At 73.0% G+C, this 15755-nt stretch carries 17 protein-coding genes; 7 read left to right on the top strand and 10 right to left on the bottom strand.

Annotation, left to right across the window (positions count from 1 at the left end; translation table 11 throughout):
• Positions 1-39 precede the first annotated feature (39 nt).
• On the top strand, positions 40-498 hold the full coding sequence (locus AB0958_RS12880; RefSeq protein ID WP_366890425.1) for an Rrf2 family transcriptional regulator: 459 nt from the start codon (positions 40-42) through the stop codon (positions 496-498).
• Positions 499-505: 7 nt separating this feature from the next.
• On the opposite strand, the gene AB0958_RS12875 is transcribed toward AB0958_RS12880, so the two are convergent.
• Positions 506-1498, bottom strand: a complete 993-nt coding sequence (locus AB0958_RS12875; RefSeq protein WP_366890424.1) for a YdcF family protein — start codon at positions 1496-1498, stop codon at positions 506-508.
• A gap of 230 nt (positions 1499-1728) precedes the next feature.
• On the opposite strand from AB0958_RS12875, the gene AB0958_RS12870 reads away from it, so the two are divergent.
• Positions 1729-2397 carry a DUF4360 domain-containing protein gene (locus AB0958_RS12870; protein WP_366890423.1) on the top strand — a complete coding sequence of 223 codons (669 nt, stop codon included), beginning with the start codon at positions 1729-1731 and terminating at the stop codon, positions 2395-2397.
• A 76-nt stretch (positions 2398-2473) separates the two neighbouring features.
• Here the strand turns inward: AB0958_RS12870 and AB0958_RS12865 are convergent, their stop codons facing one another.
• The 4 genes from AB0958_RS12865 to AB0958_RS12850 form a co-directional block, all read right to left on the bottom strand.
• Positions 2474-3460 (bottom strand): helix-turn-helix domain-containing protein, encoded by a 987-nt coding sequence (locus tag AB0958_RS12865; protein WP_366890422.1) that lies wholly within the window; start codon positions 3458-3460, stop codon positions 2474-2476.
• Between the two features lie 61 nt (positions 3461-3521).
• Positions 3522-4040: a hypothetical protein gene (locus AB0958_RS12860; protein ID WP_366890421.1), complete on the bottom strand. Its 519-nt coding sequence runs from the start codon at positions 4038-4040 to the stop codon at positions 3522-3524.
• Positions 4041-4162: 122 nt separating this feature from the next.
• Entirely contained in the window at positions 4163-4345 is a 183-nt protein-coding gene (locus AB0958_RS12855) for a DUF397 domain-containing protein (RefSeq protein WP_366890420.1), read from the bottom strand.
• Positions 4342-5181 carry a helix-turn-helix transcriptional regulator gene (locus AB0958_RS12850; protein ID WP_366890481.1) on the bottom strand — a complete coding sequence of 280 codons (840 nt, stop codon included), beginning with the start codon at positions 5179-5181 and terminating at the stop codon, positions 4342-4344. The genes AB0958_RS12855 and AB0958_RS12850 overlap by 4 nt, the downstream gene beginning before the upstream one ends.
• Before the next feature lie 121 nt (positions 5182-5302).
• On the opposite strand from AB0958_RS12850, the gene AB0958_RS12845 reads away from it, so the two are divergent.
• Genes AB0958_RS12845 through AB0958_RS12835 form a run of 3 tightly spaced genes read left to right on the top strand, consistent with a single transcriptional unit; the run spans position 5303 to position 6488 of the window.
• On the top strand, positions 5303-5809 hold the full coding sequence (locus AB0958_RS12845) for an ATP-binding protein (protein ID WP_366890419.1): 507 nt from the start codon (positions 5303-5305) through the stop codon (positions 5807-5809).
• A complete protein-coding gene (locus tag AB0958_RS12840; RefSeq protein WP_366890418.1) occupies positions 5806-6291 on the top strand; it encodes a hypothetical protein in 486 nt (161 codons plus the stop codon). The genes AB0958_RS12845 and AB0958_RS12840 overlap by 4 nt, the downstream gene beginning before the upstream one ends.
• A complete protein-coding gene (locus AB0958_RS12835; RefSeq protein WP_366890417.1) occupies positions 6270-6488 on the top strand; it encodes a hypothetical protein in 219 nt (72 codons plus the stop codon). Before AB0958_RS12840 ends, AB0958_RS12835 begins: the two co-directional genes overlap by 22 nt.
• Before the next feature lie 82 nt (positions 6489-6570).
• Here the strand turns inward: AB0958_RS12835 and AB0958_RS12830 are convergent, their stop codons facing one another.
• From AB0958_RS12830 to AB0958_RS12815, 4 genes are all read right to left on the bottom strand, one after another.
• Positions 6571-8184, bottom strand: coding sequence for a carboxylesterase family protein (locus AB0958_RS12830; RefSeq protein WP_366890416.1), 1614 nt, complete (start codon positions 8182-8184; stop codon positions 6571-6573).
• Between the two features lie 51 nt (positions 8185-8235).
• Positions 8236-8871 (bottom strand): GPP34 family phosphoprotein, encoded by a 636-nt coding sequence (locus AB0958_RS12825; RefSeq protein WP_366890415.1) that lies wholly within the window; start codon positions 8869-8871, stop codon positions 8236-8238.
• Between the two features lie 112 nt (positions 8872-8983).
• Positions 8984-9643, bottom strand: a complete 660-nt coding sequence (locus tag AB0958_RS12820; RefSeq protein ID WP_366890414.1) for a response regulator transcription factor — start codon at positions 9641-9643, stop codon at positions 8984-8986.
• On the bottom strand, positions 9640-10803 hold the full coding sequence (locus AB0958_RS12815; protein WP_366890413.1) for a histidine kinase: 1164 nt from the start codon (positions 10801-10803) through the stop codon (positions 9640-9642). The genes AB0958_RS12820 and AB0958_RS12815 overlap by 4 nt, the downstream gene beginning before the upstream one ends.
• A 148-nt stretch (positions 10804-10951) precedes the next feature.
• Between AB0958_RS12815 and AB0958_RS12810 the strand changes: the two genes are divergently transcribed.
• Positions 10952-12121, top strand: coding sequence for a 4-hydroxybenzoate 3-monooxygenase (locus tag AB0958_RS12810; RefSeq protein ID WP_366890411.1), 1170 nt, complete (start codon positions 10952-10954; stop codon positions 12119-12121).
• 56 nt (positions 12122-12177) lie between these two features.
• The gene (locus AB0958_RS12805; RefSeq protein WP_366890410.1) at positions 12178-13797 is read left to right on the top strand and encodes a methyltransferase; all 1620 of its coding nucleotides are present in this window, start codon (positions 12178-12180) and stop codon (positions 13795-13797) included.
• A gap of 161 nt (positions 13798-13958) precedes the next feature.
• On the opposite strand, the gene AB0958_RS12800 is transcribed toward AB0958_RS12805, so the two are convergent.
• Positions 13959-15704 (bottom strand): histidinol-phosphate transaminase, encoded by a 1746-nt coding sequence (locus tag AB0958_RS12800; RefSeq protein WP_366890409.1) that lies wholly within the window; start codon positions 15702-15704, stop codon positions 13959-13961.
• Positions 15705-15755 lie beyond the last annotated feature (51 nt).

Raw genomic sequence — 15755 nt, 5'->3', positions numbered from 1 at the left:
CCGGTCATTCTGCACGGGAGTACGGCTCACAATGGACGCATGAGGATCTCGGCACGGGCGGATTACGCGGTACGGGCGGCACTGGAGCTCGCCGTACGGCAGGGGAACGGTCCCGTGAAGGCGGAGGAGATCGCCGGTGCGCAGGACATCCCGCACAAGTTTCTGGAGGGCATCCTCGGCGACCTGCGGCGGGCCGGGGTGGTCGACAGCCGGCGCGGCGGGGGCGGCGGCTACCGGCTGGCCCGGGAGGCGTCCGCGATCACGGTGGCGGACCTGATCCGGGCGGTCGACGGCCCGATCGTCTCGGTGCGCGGGGAGCGCCCGACGGGCCTCGCGTACACGGGGACCGCCGAGCCCCTGCTGCCCCTGTGGATCGCGCTGCGCGCCAACGTCCGCAAGATCCTCGAAGGCGTCACGGTGGCGGACATCGCCGCGGACGCGCTGCCGGAGCCGGTACGGGCGCTGGCGGCGGAACCGGCGGCCTGGGAGAACCCGTGACCGCCGCTCACCGGAAGGCGACCAGTCCCAGCAGGCCGAGGACCAGGCAGAGGCCCAGGTTGATCTTCGGGTAGTGCAGGAAGACCGCGACGAACTCGCGGATCGTCGCGCCGGGCCAGAAGTACCGGGCGGTGGCCGCGCCGACCACCTGGCCGCGGACGCCGGTGCGGCGGGCGGTGAGCGCGGCCCGGAAGACGTGGAAGTTGTTGGTGACCACGACGCACCGGTAGTCCGGCTTCAGCTCCTGCATGATCTTCTTGCTGAGGAGCAGGTTCTCCTCGGTGGTGCGGGAGCGGTCCTCGCGCAGGATCCGGTCCTCGGGAACCCCGGCCGCGACCAGGTGGGCGGCCATCGCGTCGGCCTCGGGGAGTTCCTCGTCGCCGCCCTGTCCGCCGGAGGTGACCAGGAGCGGCGGGTTGCCGCGGGCGGCCTGTGCCTCGTACAGCCTCCGTGCCCGGTCCAGCCGGTTCGCCAGCAGCCGCCCCACCCGGGAGCCGCCGACGAGTCCGCAGCCGAGGACGACGACGAAGTCCACGTTGCGCCGCCTCGGCAGCCGGCCGTAGAGGAGCGCGTAGCCCAGGAAGCAGAGGAAGAGGAAGGAGACGTAGCCGACCGGTGGTGCCGAGAAGGCCGCGACGCGGACCAGGGTGGTCGAGCGCCCGGCGACGGCCGTGCCGAGCAGGCTGAGGAAGCCGAGGATCGCGAGCCCGGTGAGCAGCGTGAGCAGGTTGCCGGGGCGTCTGCCCTCCCTGCGGACCATTTTCACGCCGTTCGCCATCAGGAAGAACGCGAGGGCGAGGGCGCCCGCGACGAGCAGCGCGCAGGCGGCCAGGGCCGCCGTCCGCAGCGACGCCGGCGGGAGCGGGGGCCGTACGAACGCGGAGACGGACACGAGGGCGACCGTGATCCCGAGGAGGACGGCGTTGCTGAAGCGGCGCGGGTCCAGCACCACCCGGATGCAGAAGACCAGGAAGACCAGTGCTGCGGCGTACGTGAACATCGGGCTCCCGTCGGAGGCTTCGCTTCGAGGACTGCTCCTCCTCGTCTGTCCCGGGCAGCGCTGTGAAATCCGGTGGTGTGAATGGCCGGAGTTCGCCCTGACCGGTTCATGCCATGGTTCCTACGATGCGAGCGCCCCGGTCTTCACAGGAAAAGCACAGTTTCTTCAAAGTTGAACCGTCGGGACCGCGGGTGCAACCCCCCACTCGAATCACCCGAACTGGAGAAACCATGGCACCCAGGAGACACCGCCTCCTGCTCGGCGGAGCGCTCGCCGCGCTGCTCACCGCCGGGTTGCCCGCGCAGGCCAAGGCCTCGTCGTCGCCCGTGTTCGACGACCCGCCGCCGGACAAGATCGTCATCAACGTGGCCACCGTCAACGGCTCCGGCTGTCCGGCGGGCACCACTGCCGTCGCCGTCTCCGAGGACAACGAGGCCTTCACCGTCACCTACAGCGACTACCTCGCCCAGGCCGGCGGCGGCTCCGACCCCACCGCCTTCCGGCGCAACTGCCAGCTGAACCTGGTCGTCCACGTGCCGGGCGGCTTCACCTACGCCATCGCCAGCGCCGACTACCGCGGCTTCGCCTCGCTGCAATCGGGCGCCACCGGCACCCAGCGGGCCTCGTACTACTTCCAGGGCTCCTCGAACACCGCGGCCGCCAACCACCCCTTCACCGGCCCCTACAACGACAACTGGCAGGCCACCGACACCACCGACTGGGCCCAGCTGGTCTGGGCGCCCTGCGGGGTCCAGCGCAACTTCAACATCAACACCGAGCTGCGCGTGAACGCCGGCAGCGCGAACCCCGGCAAGGTCAGCTTCATGACCATGGACTCCACCGACGGCCAGATCAGCACCGTCTACCACTTCGCCTGGAAGCACTGCCCCGGCAAGTAGCCGCACGGGCCGGCCCCGGCTCGCCCCCGCGCGACGCGTCCCGGTGACGGGACCCCGCGCCGGGGCGAGACCCGGCTCAGGCCTTGCTCACCGCTGTGGCCCGGAACGTGCTCCGGTAGGCCTGCGGGGAGACGCCGATCGCCGCGTGCAGATGCTGCCGCAGTGACGTGCCCGTGGCGAAACCGACCTCGGCGGCGATGCGGTCGACCGACAGCTCGCTGGTCTCCAGGAGGTCGCGGGCGCGCCGTACCCGCTGCTGGATCAGCCAGCGCCCGGGGCTCGTCCCCGTCTCCTCCTGGAACCGGCGGGCGAAGGTGCGCCGGCTCATCCGGGCGTGATCGGCCAGCTCCTGCAACGCGAGCGGCCGTTCCAGGTTCTCCAGGGCCCAGGCCCGGGTGGCCGCCGTACCCGTGGTGCCCTCGTCCGGCACCGGCTGCTCGATGTACTGGGCCTGTCCGCCGTCCCGCCACGGCGGCACCACGCACTGCCGGGCCACGCTGTTGGCGACCGCGCTGCCGTGGTCGGAGCGGACGATGTGCAGGCACACGTCGACACCGGAGGCGGCCCCGGCCGAGGTCAGGACGTCCCCGTCGTCGATGAACAGCACGTCCGGATCGAGCGCGACCTGCGGGAACATCCGCCGGAACCGCGGCGCCAGCGCCCAGTGCGTGGTCGCCGGGCGCCCGTCCAGCATCCCGGCCGCCGCGAGCGCGAACGCCCCCGTGCAGATGGAGACGATCCGGGTCCCGGGCCGGATCCGCGCCAGCGCGGCGGCGACGGGCTCCGGCAGCTCCTGCGCGATCCGCGCCATGTCGTACGGCGGCACGACCACGGTGTCCGCACTCTCCAGCGCCTCGGGCCCGTGCCCGACGGTGACGGTGAAGTCGGCGCTGGTCGCCACCGTACGGTCCGCGCTCGCCGCACAGGTCACCACGTCGTAGGCACCGGGCACGCCGGGAAAGACGCGGTTCGGGATGCCCAGCTCGAAGGGGTACACCCCGTCGAGGGCGAGCACGACGACGCGGTGCGGGCGGCTGGGCAGGAAGTCGACGGCGACGGACATGGCACGATCCTATCGCCGCCCGCACATCAGGCCATAAGAGCGGCGCTCGCGCTTCCGCGCTTCACGTAAGAGCCCTGCCGAGACGGATCCGGGTGTCGCAGCCGATGTCCTGGCGGTACGTCGTGGAGCCCTGTCGGTATTCGTAGCGGCAGTCGGTCAGGTCCCCGTGCACGGCGCCGGTCACCTTGATCCGGGCCTCGTAGGAGAGGTGCGACGAGGTGTGGGCGGGGACTGGGATCGAACCGCCCTGGTGGACGAGGGCGTGGTCGTCCGTGACGCCTACGGGGGTGACCCCCATGGGGTGCGGGCCGGCGCCGTCGTCGACCACCCGGTACCCCGTGATCCGCAGCCCGTCCGGCACGTGGACGATCGTCCCGCTGAGCACGGTGAGCGGCTTGCCCGAGGTGTTCTGCATCTGCGGCATGGTCACCCAGTACTCCTTGCCGACCTGGGTGTGCTCGTACCCGACGAGGCCGCCGGACCCCACACCGCCCGCCAGGGCCGTCCCCCCGCCGTCGGAGCACGAGGTGAGGGCGGCGGCGCTCAGCGCCAGGAACACGGCGAAAAGGCGTCTGGACATGGCTGGATCTCCCCCGGTGGACTCGCAGTACCGGGATCAAATCACGCCGTTCGCGCTATGTGTAGGCCGGATGGATGAAGCGTGCGCACGCCCGCTGGAGAAGGGCCGCCGCGGCCCCACGCTCACTTTCCGGCGTACGTGAGGAAGTCGGCCCAGGCGGCGGGGGAGAGGGCGAGCTGGGGGCCCTGTGGGTTCTTGGAGTCGCGGATGTGGATGGTGGTGGGGTGGGTGGCGACTTCGACGCAGTCGCCCTCGCTGCCACTGCTGTAAGTGCTCTTGAACCAGGTCAGTTCGGACGTGCTCATAGCGCTCCTCGCATCTGCTCCAACAGGGTCCTGGAATCCCGGAGGTTGAGGGCCTGCGCGCGCAGTTTTCCATATCGCTGGTGGAGGACGCTGGTCTCCTTCGGATCGGCGACGAGGCGGCCGTTCTTCTGCCCTTCCGAATAAGCGAACCACTGATTCTCGGGTGTCTCAAGCAGCTGCAACGGGCCATCCAGGCCGGCGTGGGTGGGCTGCCGCAGTGGCATGACCTGGATCTCCACGTTCCGGTGGTGGCCGATCACCTCCAGCAGGTGGTCGAGCAGCTCTCGTGTCACTTCGTCGCCGCCCGTTCGTCGCTCCAGCAGGGCTTGTTCGACGATGAAACTGAACGCGCACGGCCGCTCTCGCTGGGTGGAGAGCAGATCCTGTCGGGCTGCGCGCGCGGCCACCCGATCGTCCAGTTCCTGATCGTTGGGGATCGGCGGCACGCTCAGGAAGACCGCCCGCGTGTAGGCCTCCGTCTGCAACAGGCCTGGCATGACTCGGCATTCGTAGGTGTAGAGGCTGATCGCCGACGCCTCCATCCGCGCCCACCGCCGGAACCAAGCCGCCAGCCCCGGCTGCCGAGCCACATGCCCCGCTGCCCGCCGTAAGGCCCCCGTGTTGCCCAGTGCCTCCTCCGCCGCCTCCACGAAGGACTCGTCCGGCATGCGGCGGCCCAACTCCACCGACGCCACGGTGTGTTTCGAGAACCGCACCCGCTCGCCGAACTCCTCCCTGGTCAGCCCGGCGTGCTCCCGCAACGCCTGGACCACCGCCCCGAAAGTCCGCAGACTGTCCGACGACTCCGGCTCCGCTCCATCGCCCACGTAGGCCACCTCCCGAGAGTCATAGCCACAGTCAGTGACCGGTACGGTCCAGTCGGTCACCGCGTACGCCCGCACGGCGTACGCGGCCGTCACCTGGAGAACTGCCTGTCCGGGGCGGCAGATTGGGCGCATGGAAGCTCCCCCCACCACGGTCACCGTCAGTCGAACACTCGCCCAGCGGCTCAGCGCCACGCCGCGTGGTGCACGTCTGGCCCGTCATCTCGCCGTCGCCCAACTTCACGCGTGGGGAGGGGTGTTCGCGTCGACGGAGGTCGTCGACAAGGTGTCCGTGATCGTCGCGGAGCTGGCGGCGAACGCCGTGACGCACGGCCGTGTGCCCGGCCGGGACTTCGAGTTGCGGGTCACGTTGGTGACGGGGAGCGTGCGCGTCGAGGTGACCGACACGCGAGCCGAACGACGGCCGCCCGCACCCGGCGCCGTACGGCCGCCCCGGCCGCTGGACGACGGTGGGCGCGGGCTCGTGCTCGTGGACGCGCTGGCCGACCGTTGGGAGGTGCTGGACCGCGACCGCGCCGACGCGCCCGGCAAGACCGTACGGGCCGAGGTCGACCTGCCCCTGCGACGCCGCCGCCGGGCGGCATCACCCGGTGACGCTTTGGGCAAGACCGTGTCATGAAAGAGGCCGAGGAGACGACACGGGCGCGGACGTGGACCGTGCGGGCGCTGTGGACCGTTCTGGCGGTGCCCGCGAGCGCCCTGTTGACTGCGGGCTCCTTCGGTATCGCGTACGGAGTGGCCAGTGCGCCCGGCCGGTGGGCGTCGCAACTGGTCTTCGTCGGTGCCGTCCTCGCGGTCGGCTGTCTGATCGGCCTGGTCTTCCTCCTCCTTGACAGCCACCGGGAGTTCGGGAAGCTGGATGTGGCCGCCGCGGTGTGCGTCGCGCTGACGACGGCCGCGTTCGTCTACGCGCTGGAGCAGCAGGCGCTGCACGACCGGGGCCGGGTCGAGCGGGCGGTCGTGACCTCCGTGTTCCACGCCGACGGCGCGGGCGGCCTGAGCGACGGGGGCCAGGTGGCCCGCCTGGCCGACCTGTCCGGTCACCGGCTGCCCGGCACGGTGGGCGCCGGGCTCTCGCCGTGGGCGACCGGCTCACCGTGACCGTCGACCCGGAGGGCAAGTTCCCGGTGCGGCGAGGTCCCCGGCCCGGGACCCCCACCTTCTGGTGGGGGATCTCCGCCGTGCCGGCCGCCTGCCAGGCCCTGCTCTACGCGGCGATCGGGTTCTCCACGGCCAGGCAGAACGAGTGGTACTGGAGGTTTCGGCGGCGCGAGGCCGCGGTCCGGGAACCCGTGTGAGGGGCCTTGGGGGACGTGCGCACCTCGTCGTCCCCCGGGGCCGGACCTCAGCCGGAGACGTGGCCGGTCGCCCGCTGAGCGGTCAGCCGAGGGTGTCCCAGAAGGCGCAGTGGTGGCGGAGGGCGGTCGTCCTGTCGGGGGTGACGTGGTCCGGGGAAAGGGAGAGGGGCGTCCCCTGCGGCCAGTGCGGGGACGAGGGGCCGTTCGGGTCGGCGGTGCGGGCGAAACGGGTCCAGTAGTCGATCATCGTGTCGGCCAGGCGGTGCTGTGCCGCGGTCAGGTCACGGGGACGGCCGCCCAGGTCGAACAGGTAGGGCAGTTCGCTCGCGTGCGGTGCGCCGAGCGGGAACGGCGGGGTGCCCGGGGTGAGCGGCGGGGCGTGTTCGTCGGCGAACTCGTAACGCCAGACGGGGACGTGGGCGGCGAGGAGACGGTCGGTACGTGCCGTGGGGCAGGCGAAGTCCGCGTCGCCGATGACCGCGCCGAACACCGGGCCGCCGTCGGTGGCGTGCACCGGGTACTCGCGGACGATCGCCTCGGCCCGCCCCGGTGCGGGGAAGAAGGCGGACACGACGTCGGGCCAGGTGGCGGGGGTGACGGGGTTTCCGGCCTGGATGATCCCGGCGGCCCAGCCGTTGCCCTCGTCGTGGTTGCCGCCGAGGAGCACCGGGAGGTGCCGGAAGTGGCCGCTGGAGATCGCCGCCGCGGGATCGCCGGGCAGCAACGGGGTGTCGAAGGCGGGATGCTGATCGGTGTCCTGGGCCGCGAGCAGCCGGGCGACGGGCACCCGTCGCAGGCAGACCGGCACGTCACGGGCGGAGCCGCAGCCGGCCCGCGTCGCGAAGTCCGAGCCTGTGGCCCGGGCCGCGGACAGGGGGACGGCCGACGGCGCGAACGGCCGGTCGGGGCGGCCTGTGCACGGGCCGCTCTGGATGATCGCCCGGTCGAACAGGCCCGCCGCGGCGGGCGAGGCGAGCTGGGCGCAGACGCTGTAACCGCCCGCCGACTCACCGGCGAGTGTCACGTCGTGCGCGTCACCGCCGAAGGCGCCGATCCCGGCGCGGACCCAGCGCAACGCCGCCTGCTGGTCGGCCAGGCCGAAGGTGCCGGAGCCGGGCAGCCCGTCGTGCGCGAGGAAACCGAGGGCCCCGAGACGGTAGTCGACGGTGACGACCACGACATCGCCGCGGGTGGCCATGCGGTGGGCGTCGTGCGAGCTGCCCGCGCCGGTGGTGAGGCCGCCGCCGTGCAGCCAGACGATCACCGGCCTGGGACGGGCCGGGCTCGCGTCGTCGGGTGTCGTGACGTTCAGATGAAGGCAGTCCTCGTCGGTGCTGCCGCCGGGCACCTCACCGGCCGGCTGCGGGCAGGCGTGCGCCGGCCGGGTGGCGTCCCGTACCCCGGACCAGGGGACCGGAGGCCGCGGCGGAGCCCAGCGCAGCCGCCCGACCGGGGGTGCGGCGTAGGGAACGTCCTCGAAGGTCCGGTAGCCGCCGTGAGCAGCGCCCCGGACCAGGCCGCTGGGGGTGCGGACGGTGGTCGGGGCGGCGGGTGTCGCGGCCCCTGTGGCGCTGGTCGCGGTGGTGGCCGTCTCGGTGAGCAGGGGCGGCCCCGGTGGTGGGGCCGGTGGCGTCGGCCAGGCCGCCGCGAGTGCGGCGGTCAGCGTGCAGGCCAGGGTGGTCAGGGTGCGGTGCATGGCGTCGTCTCCCCGTTCGGTCGGTCGTTCGACAGGGCGTTCGTCCGGTCGTCAGCCGCCGCCCATGCCGCCCTGTGCGGCGACCATGGTCGTCGGCAGCGCGCGTACGGCCTGCTCCAGGCCGGGTGCGAGGGCCCCGAGCCGCCCCGTGCAGGCGTCGATACGGGGCCGCAGCTCCTTCTGGTCCCGCCGTGACACGACCGAGCGGATGCGGCCCGCCGCGGCGAGCGCCAGCAGCGCCGCGTCGACGTCCGGGATCTCCCGCACGGGGCCGTCCCCGTGCAGCACCGCGGAGACCCGGGTGCGCAGGGCGGCGGCCGCGGTGCGGTCCCTGAGGGTCACCCGCCGGGTACGGGAGAAGGCGCGGGGCGCCCGCACGGTGAGGTGCCCCGTGGCGGCCAGCCGGTTCTCCAGCTCCGTCAGGGTGCGCCTGCGGTGGTGGCGTACCAGCTGCCGCCAGCCGTGCCCGGCGGCATCGCGCAGCACACCGTCCAGGACGGGGTCGCCGGTCGGTTCCGTGCCGGTCACGGCGACCGTGCCGCCGACCTCCCGCAGTCGGCCGCGCAGCGCGAGGTCGATCAGCGCGGCGGCCCGGACCAGCAGTCCGGTCCGGGAACGGTCGTAGGGGCCCGCGGCGGCTTCGTCGTGGGCGAGCAGATACACGAGGCAGGTCAGGTCGTCGGTCACCCCTCGACGCTAGGACCGGACACCCCGGCTGCGGATCGGCCACGGGAACGGGCCGGCACTGGGAACACGGGAGGACCCCGGCCCGGTCTCCTCCCTGAGGAGGAGACCGGGCTCAGGGACGGCGCGGCCGCACCAGCTGATGGTCGTAGGCGGCGACGACGGCCTGGACGCGGTCGCGCAGGCCCAGTTTGCGCAGCACCGCGGTCACGTGGTTCTTGACGGTGGCCTCCGACAGGCCGAGCCGCCCGGCGATCTCCGCGTTCGACAGCGCCTGCCCGATCAGGGTCAGCACCTCCCGCTCACGGCCGGTCAGGTCCCGCAGGGACGGCGGTGGTGCCGGATCGGGAGTGGTGCGCAGGAACCGGTCCAGGACCCGGCTCAGCACGGCCGGCGCGAGCAGCGCGTCGCCGCGCGCGGTGCTGCGGACGGCCTCGACGAGTTCGGTGGGCCGGATGTCCTTCAGCAGGAAGCCGCTGGCTCCCGCCCGCAGTGCGTCGACGACATGCGCGTCCACGTCCCAGGTGGTCAGCACGAGCACCCGGGCCGGTCCGCCGTCCGCCACGATCCGCCGGGTCGCCTCGATACCGTCCAGCACCGGCATGCGGACGTCCATCAGCACCACGTCGGGCGCCAGTTCCCGGGTCAGCCGCACCGCCTCCCGCCCGTCGGAGGCCTCGCCCACCACCTCCAGGTCGTCCCGGGCGTCGATGATCATCCGGAACCCGGTGCGGACCAGGGCCTGGTCGTCGGCCACCACCACACGCAACGTCATGACACGCCCTCCGCAGGCAACAGCGCCACCACCTCGAACCCGCCGCCGGGCAGCGGACCGGCCCGCAGGCTGCCGCCCACCAGCCGGGCCCGCTCCCGCATCCCGACCAGACCGCGCCCGGCGCCCGACGACCCCGAACCCCCCTGTCGTTTACGGCCGTTGTCCACCACCGTCACCCGCACCCCCGTTCCGTCGGCCGCCACCCGCACGCGCACCTCGTCGGCGCCGGCCGCGTGCCGCAGCGCGTTGGTGAGGGCCTCCTGGACGATCCGGTACGCCGCCAGGTCCACCGCGGCCGGCAGCCCGTCGACGGCACCTTCACGGCACACGTGCACGGTCATCCCGGCCGCCCGCACGGCCTCGGCCAGTTCGTCGAGACGCGCGAGCGACGGCGTCCGTCTCCGGGCCCCGGCCGAGTCCTCGCCCTCGTTCTCGTTCTCGTACTGGTCTTCGTGCTGGTCCTCACCCTCCTGCGCACCCGGCCCGAACGCCCGCAGCAGCAGCCGCAGTTCGCCCAGCGCCGAGCGGGCGCCCGTCTCGATGGCCCGCAGTGCCTGCCGGGCCTGGTCGGGGCGCTCCGCGAACACGTCGTCGGCCGCGGCGGCCTGCACGACCATCACGGACAGCGTGTGCGCCACGACGTCGTGCACCTCGCGCGCGATCCGCGCCCGCTCCTCCGTGACCGCACGGCGCGTCTCCGCCCGGATCCTGGCCCCGTGCGCTCGGCGCCACTGGCCCGCCGTCCACGCCAGCACCACCGTCAGCAGGTAGACCGTCAGCCCCGCGGGCCCGCCTGCCACCCAGCCGAGCGGCGCGAGCAGGCACATCGCCGCGAGCGCCCCGGCCGACACCCGTCGCGGCCCGGTCGCCGACAGTACGCACAGCGCGATCTGGGCCGCGAGCAACGCGCCCGTCAGGGTCACCGCGGGCAGCAGCGCCCACACAGCGACTCCCGCGGCCGTGGTCGCGGCCAGCACGGCGACCGGGGCCCGTACCAGCCGGCGCAGCGCGGGAACCTGCGCGAGGACCAGTACCAGTGCCACGGACAGCCGTCCGCCGTGCTCCGCGCCGGCGACGACCACCGAGGTCCCGGTGACCCCGAGCACCAGCCCGGCCGACCCCCACCACAGCGCCTTCGCCTCTCCGCCGCTGTGCTCCACGCCCTGAACCCTATCCACGGCCTCTCTTATCGAACAGCAACCCTTTAGGGCTAATCACGATAGTTCACCCGACTGCATCCAGGATCCAGATGATATGAAACCTGTTGATCAACAAGCCTTGATCAACAAGCGACTTCAGAAGGCGGGCATGGCAACAGCACAGGCCGGGGTAGTGATCGTCGGCGCCGGCCCGGCCGGACTCGTCCTGGGGAACCTGCTGCTGGACCGGGGCATCGACTGCGTGCTCCTGGAACGGCGCGACCGTGCCGCGGTGGAGGGCCGGGCCCGCGCCGGCTTCCTCGCGGCCCGCTCCGTGCGCGTCCTCACGGAGAACGGCCTGGCAGCCGGCCTGCTCACCGGCGGCAAGACCCACACCGCCTGCCGGTTCCGCAGCGGCCTGGGTGAATTCACCCTCGACTACGCCACGTTGGGCCGTGGCGAGGTGCACACCGTCTACCCCCAGCAGGAGCTGGTGCGCGACCTGGTCGCCGAGTACCTGCGGCGCGGCGGCGACCTCCGGTTCGGCGTCGAGGCCACGCACGTCACCGAGGGCCGGGTCCGGCTGCGCGACGGCGCGGACGTCACCGGCCGGTACGTCGCGGGCTGCGACGGGCACCGGGGGACCGGCCGCGCCACCCTGACCGCGCACGGCACCCGCACCGCCCGCTGGGACCACGGCGTCTCCTGGCTCGCCGTGCTGGCCGCGGCCCCGCCCAGCATGCCGGCCACCGGATACGCCCTGCACCCGCGCGGGTTCGCCGGTCACATGGCGCGCACCGCGTCCGTCACCCGGTACTACCTCCAGTGCCCGCGCGGCACCGACCCCGCCGACTGGAGCGAGGACCGGATCTGGACCGAGCTGGCCACCCGGATGCGCACCGCCGAGTTCGGGCCGCTGCGCCAGGGAGCCGTCCTGGAGAAGGCGGTCGTCGACCTGCGCTCGGACGTGCTGGAGGCGCCGGGCGCCGGGCGGCTGTGGCTGGCCGGGGACGCGGCCGGGCTCATCAGCCCGTCGGCGGCCAAGGGCGCCAACCTGGCCGTGCTCCAGGCCGAGTCGCTGGCCCGCGCCTTCGAGGCCGCGCTGCTGCGCGCCGACGACAGCGCCCTCGCCCGGTACGCCGCCGACTGCCTGCCCCGGGTCTGGCGGGCCCATGAGTTCTCGCACTGGATGAGCGGCCTGCTGCACGGCCCCGTCGGTGCGGACGGCGACGGCGACGAGGCCCGCTACGGACGCCAGTTGCAGTACGCCCGCCTGGAGAGCCTGCGCACCTCCCGCGCCCACCAGGACTTCTTCGCCGAGAACTACACCGGCATCTGACCCCCGGGGCGTCTCGGCCCCGGTTCTTCCTGCCCCACGATCAACGGGAATTCTTCATGAACCTCTCCGTCGTACAGGCATGTCTGACGGAAACCGACCTGGACCGGATCCGGCACGCCGCCGACCACGTCCGCGACCACGACACGGACCAGGTCCTGGCCGAGCTGCTGCCCGGCCTGACGGCCGACGAGCGGGCCGACGTCGCCCGCCACGTCGGTTACGACCACACCGCCGTACTGGTCTTCCCCGCCTCCCTCGACGGGCTCCGCGACGAACTGCGCGGCGTCGGCCTCGACCCGGGCCCCGTCGTCCCGAGCGTGGTGGTGCGCGGACGGCTGGCCCGCCGCTACGGCGCCGTCCTCGGCGACAGCCCGGTCGGGATCGTGCACGTGCCGGTGGCCGGGCGGACCGTGGAGATCTTCGCGCTGCCCGTGCCGTCCGGCTCCCCCCTGGAGGCGGTCGCCGCCGACGAACGCGCCGTCGGCCACGAGTCCCACCACGCCTTCGCCGTGACCGCGCCGGGCCGGGTGATCCCCGCCGGACTGCGCACCCTGCTGACCGAACGCGGCGGCGCCGTCCCGGACGGCGGCGGCTACAACAACCACGAGAACGTCACCGTCCTCTACTTCCGCTCCGCCGGCCACCGCCGCTTCGAACTCCGCCTCCCCGGCCGCCAGGAGCCCCTCCCCGACCCCGCCCTCGCCCTCCTCGGCGTCATGACCGGCGCCTGGGCCACCCAGGCCGTCCGCACCATGGCCGAACTCGGCATCGCCGACCACCTGGCCGCCCGCCCCGGCCTCGACGCCGCCGCCCTCGCGGACCTGACCGGCACCGACCCGGACGCCCTGCGGCGCCTGCTGCGCTACCTGGCCGGCCTCGGCCTGCTCACCGCGTCCGACGCCACCTACCACCTCACCGCCCTCGGTGAACCCCTGCGCACCGGCACCGAGTTCTCGATGCACCCGCTCGCGCTGCTCTACGGCGGACCCTTCTACGACTCCTTCGCCGGGCTCCCCTACGCCGTCAGCACCGGGAAGGAAGCTTTCGCCCACCGCCACGGCCGGCACCACTTCCCCTACTTCGCCGAACACCCCGAACTCGCCGACCTCTTCCACCGGGGGATGGCAGCGAGCGCGGAGATGTTCGCCCCGGTACCGCGGCTGGCCGACTTCGCCGCCGCCCGGCGGGTGATCGACGTGGGCGGCGGGAACGGCGCGCTGCTCGGCCGGATCCTGCGCGCCCACGGCCACCTGGAAGGGGTCCTGCTGGAACGCCCGGAGGCGCTGGCGGCGGCGCGCCCGGAGCTGGCGGATCTGGCAGACCGCTGCACCTTCGCCGAGGGCGACTTCACCGACTCCGTCCCGCCCGGCGGCGACGTCTACCTCCTGTCGCGCGTCCTGCACGACTGGGACGACGACCACTGCCTGACCATCCTGCGCAGGTGCGCCCAGGCGATGCGGCCCGGTGCCGAACTCCTCGTCGTGGAACGCCTGCTGCCCAGCAGCACGGCGGCGGCCTGGGACGTCCACATGCTGTGCAACGTCGGCGGCCGGGAACGGGACGAGTCCCATTACCGACGCCTCTTGGAGGAGGCAGGCTTCCAACAGACGGCATGTCACGCCCTGCCCCTGGGAGCCGCACTGATCCATGCCGCCCGGCTGGACACGCCCCTTTAGGAGCAGTACTCCGACACGCCGCCCGGCTGGACGCGCCCCTTTAGGAGCAGTACTCCGACATGCCGCCCGGCTCGACGCGCCCCTTAGGGGCGCGGGGAACTGCGCGGCCAGCAACGACGTCGGCGCACCCGGCAAAGCACAGCCCCCCCCACGGCGGGTGGCTACCCCGCCTGCCCCATCCCCGCCGCGTTCGGCCAGCTCTGCGCGTTAGGCCACCCCGTCGCAGGCGCCGGCGACAACCCGGGCGCGGGCGGCGGCGCGGTCGCCCCCCGCACCTGCGCCGCGGTCAGCCCGCCACGGGCCGGTACCCCGGGGGGCGTGGGCCCGGTCGGCATGGGAGCGGGAGCCGGAGCAGGCGCGGGGACGGGCGCCGGGGCAGGCATCTGCGGCATCTGCGGCATCTGCATCGGCGGCGCGGGCGCGGGGACGGGCGTCATCATCGGCTGCGGTGCCATCGGCTGCGGTGCCATCGGTTGCGGTGCCATCGGTTGCGGTGCCATCGGCGCCTGCATCGGCATCTGCATCTGAGCAGCAGCAGCCGGCACCGGCGCCATCATCGGCTGCGGCGTCCCCGCCCCGCCGGACTGCCCGGCCATCGGCATGCCGAGCCCCGCCGCGGGCGCCGCGGCGAGCCCCGGCCCGGGAGCCGGCGTGAGGCTCGGGACCGGTCCGGCCCCCACCGCCTGCGCCAACGGGATCCCCGCCCCGTTCGTCTCGCTCACCAGCCGGTCGACGGCCGCCGTACCCGAGCTGTAGCTGGTCCCGGTGCCCAGCTCGGGTACGGCGGCTCCCCTCCTGGTCCCGTACAGCACCTGTTCCATGGCGGACACCAGGCGACGCACGTCCACCTCGGGGCGCACCACGAGACGCAGGAAGCGGCTGGAAGAACCGATCTTGTTGCCGCACTCGCGGACCAGGATCCGGTGCTCGGTGAGCATCCGGTCCCGGACCACGGTGCCCTCGGCGCCGACGGGAAGGCGCACGAAGAGGAAGTTGCCCTGGGAGGGGTAGACGGTCAGGCCGGGCAGCGCGGAGAGCTGGCTCGCCATCTCCAGGCGGTCCTTGCGGACCTGGAGCAGGCTCTGCGCGTACTCGGCACCGTGCTCCCTGAGCATGAAGACGACGTACTCGGCGAACGCGTTCAGGTTCCACTTCGGCAGCATGGAGCGGACCTTGCCGGCCAGCGAGGGGTTGGCGACCATGTAGCCGAAGCGGATGCCGTGCAGGCCGAAGTTCTTGCCGAGGCTGCGCAGCACGATGACGTTCGGCCGCATCATCGCCTCCTGCACGACGCTCGGCTCCTGCTCCGCGTCGGCGAACTCCAGGAACGACTCGTCGACGACGATCAGGTCCAGGTCGGCCATGGCGTCCATGAACTGGACGAGCGCGCGCTTGGCGACGTACCCGCCGTCGGGGTTGTTCGGATTGCAGACCACCGCGACCCTGGTCCCCCGGGTGCGGATGAAGTCGGCGTACTGCGCGAGGTCGAGGGCGAAGCCGTTGGACTCCTGGAGCGGGAACATGTCGACCCGCTTGCCGGTCTCCATGGGCTGGTCGGTCCAGCGGCCGAACGTGGGGACGGGGATGGCGAGGGACTCGCGGACCAGCAGGTGGTCGATCCAGGTGATCAGCTCGGTGGAGCCGTTGCCCATGGCCACGGCCTGCGGCGGGAGCTGGAGGAGGTTGCACAGCTCGGCGGTGATGGTGTCGGCGCTGCTCGGGTAGAAGGTGATGATGTCCTTGAGCCGCGCGGCCATGGTTTCCATCATGGCCGGAGTGGGGAAATAGGGGTTGCAGGGGACGCAGAAGTCGACCGGGCCGGTCCCGTCGCCCCCCTCGCGTGCCAGCGCCGCCATCGACGGGCTGTGAGCACCGCTGCGGAACAACGAGGTGACGTTGCCGGCCATGGAACCTCCGTATGAGGCGGGCCCGGTGGGGACGTCCGGGCCCGTCGTCTT

The sequence above is a fragment of the Streptomyces sp. NPDC006655 genome (assembly GCF_040703965.1).
In the GTDB taxonomy this organism is placed as follows: Bacteria; Actinomycetota; Actinomycetes; order Streptomycetales; family Streptomycetaceae; genus Streptomyces.
This window is presented reverse-complemented; position numbering and strand designations above follow the sequence as displayed.

Coding starts and splice junctions, on each gene's coding strand:
- AB0958_RS12805 (WP_366890410.1), top strand. CDS start 12,178: ATGAACCTCTCCGTCGTACAGGCATGTCTGACGGAAACCGACCTGGAC.
- AB0958_RS12870 (WP_366890423.1), top strand. CDS start 1,729: ATGGCACCCAGGAGACACCGCCTCCTGCTCGGCGGAGCGCTCGCCGCG.
- AB0958_RS12800 (WP_366890409.1), bottom strand. CDS start 15,704: ATGGCCGGCAACGTCACCTCGTTGTTCCGCAGCGGTGCTCACAGCCCG.
- AB0958_RS12840 (WP_366890418.1), top strand. CDS start 5,806: ATGAAAGAGGCCGAGGAGACGACACGGGCGCGGACGTGGACCGTGCGG.
- AB0958_RS12845 (WP_366890419.1), top strand. CDS start 5,303: ATGGAAGCTCCCCCCACCACGGTCACCGTCAGTCGAACACTCGCCCAG.
- AB0958_RS12865 (WP_366890422.1), bottom strand. CDS start 3,460: ATGTCCGTCGCCGTCGACTTCCTGCCCAGCCGCCCGCACCGCGTCGTC.
- AB0958_RS12830 (WP_366890416.1), bottom strand. CDS start 8,184: ATGCACCGCACCCTGACCACCCTGGCCTGCACGCTGACCGCCGCACTC.
- AB0958_RS12810 (WP_366890411.1), top strand. CDS start 10,952: ATGGCAACAGCACAGGCCGGGGTAGTGATCGTCGGCGCCGGCCCGGCC.
- AB0958_RS12880 (WP_366890425.1), top strand. CDS start 40: ATGAGGATCTCGGCACGGGCGGATTACGCGGTACGGGCGGCACTGGAG.
- AB0958_RS12875 (WP_366890424.1), bottom strand. CDS start 1,498: ATGTTCACGTACGCCGCAGCACTGGTCTTCCTGGTCTTCTGCATCCGG.
- AB0958_RS12855 (WP_366890420.1), bottom strand. CDS start 4,345: ATGAGCACGTCCGAACTGACCTGGTTCAAGAGCACTTACAGCAGTGGC.
- AB0958_RS12820 (WP_366890414.1), bottom strand. CDS start 9,643: ATGACGTTGCGTGTGGTGGTGGCCGACGACCAGGCCCTGGTCCGCACC.
- AB0958_RS12860 (WP_366890421.1), bottom strand. CDS start 4,040: ATGTCCAGACGCCTTTTCGCCGTGTTCCTGGCGCTGAGCGCCGCCGCC.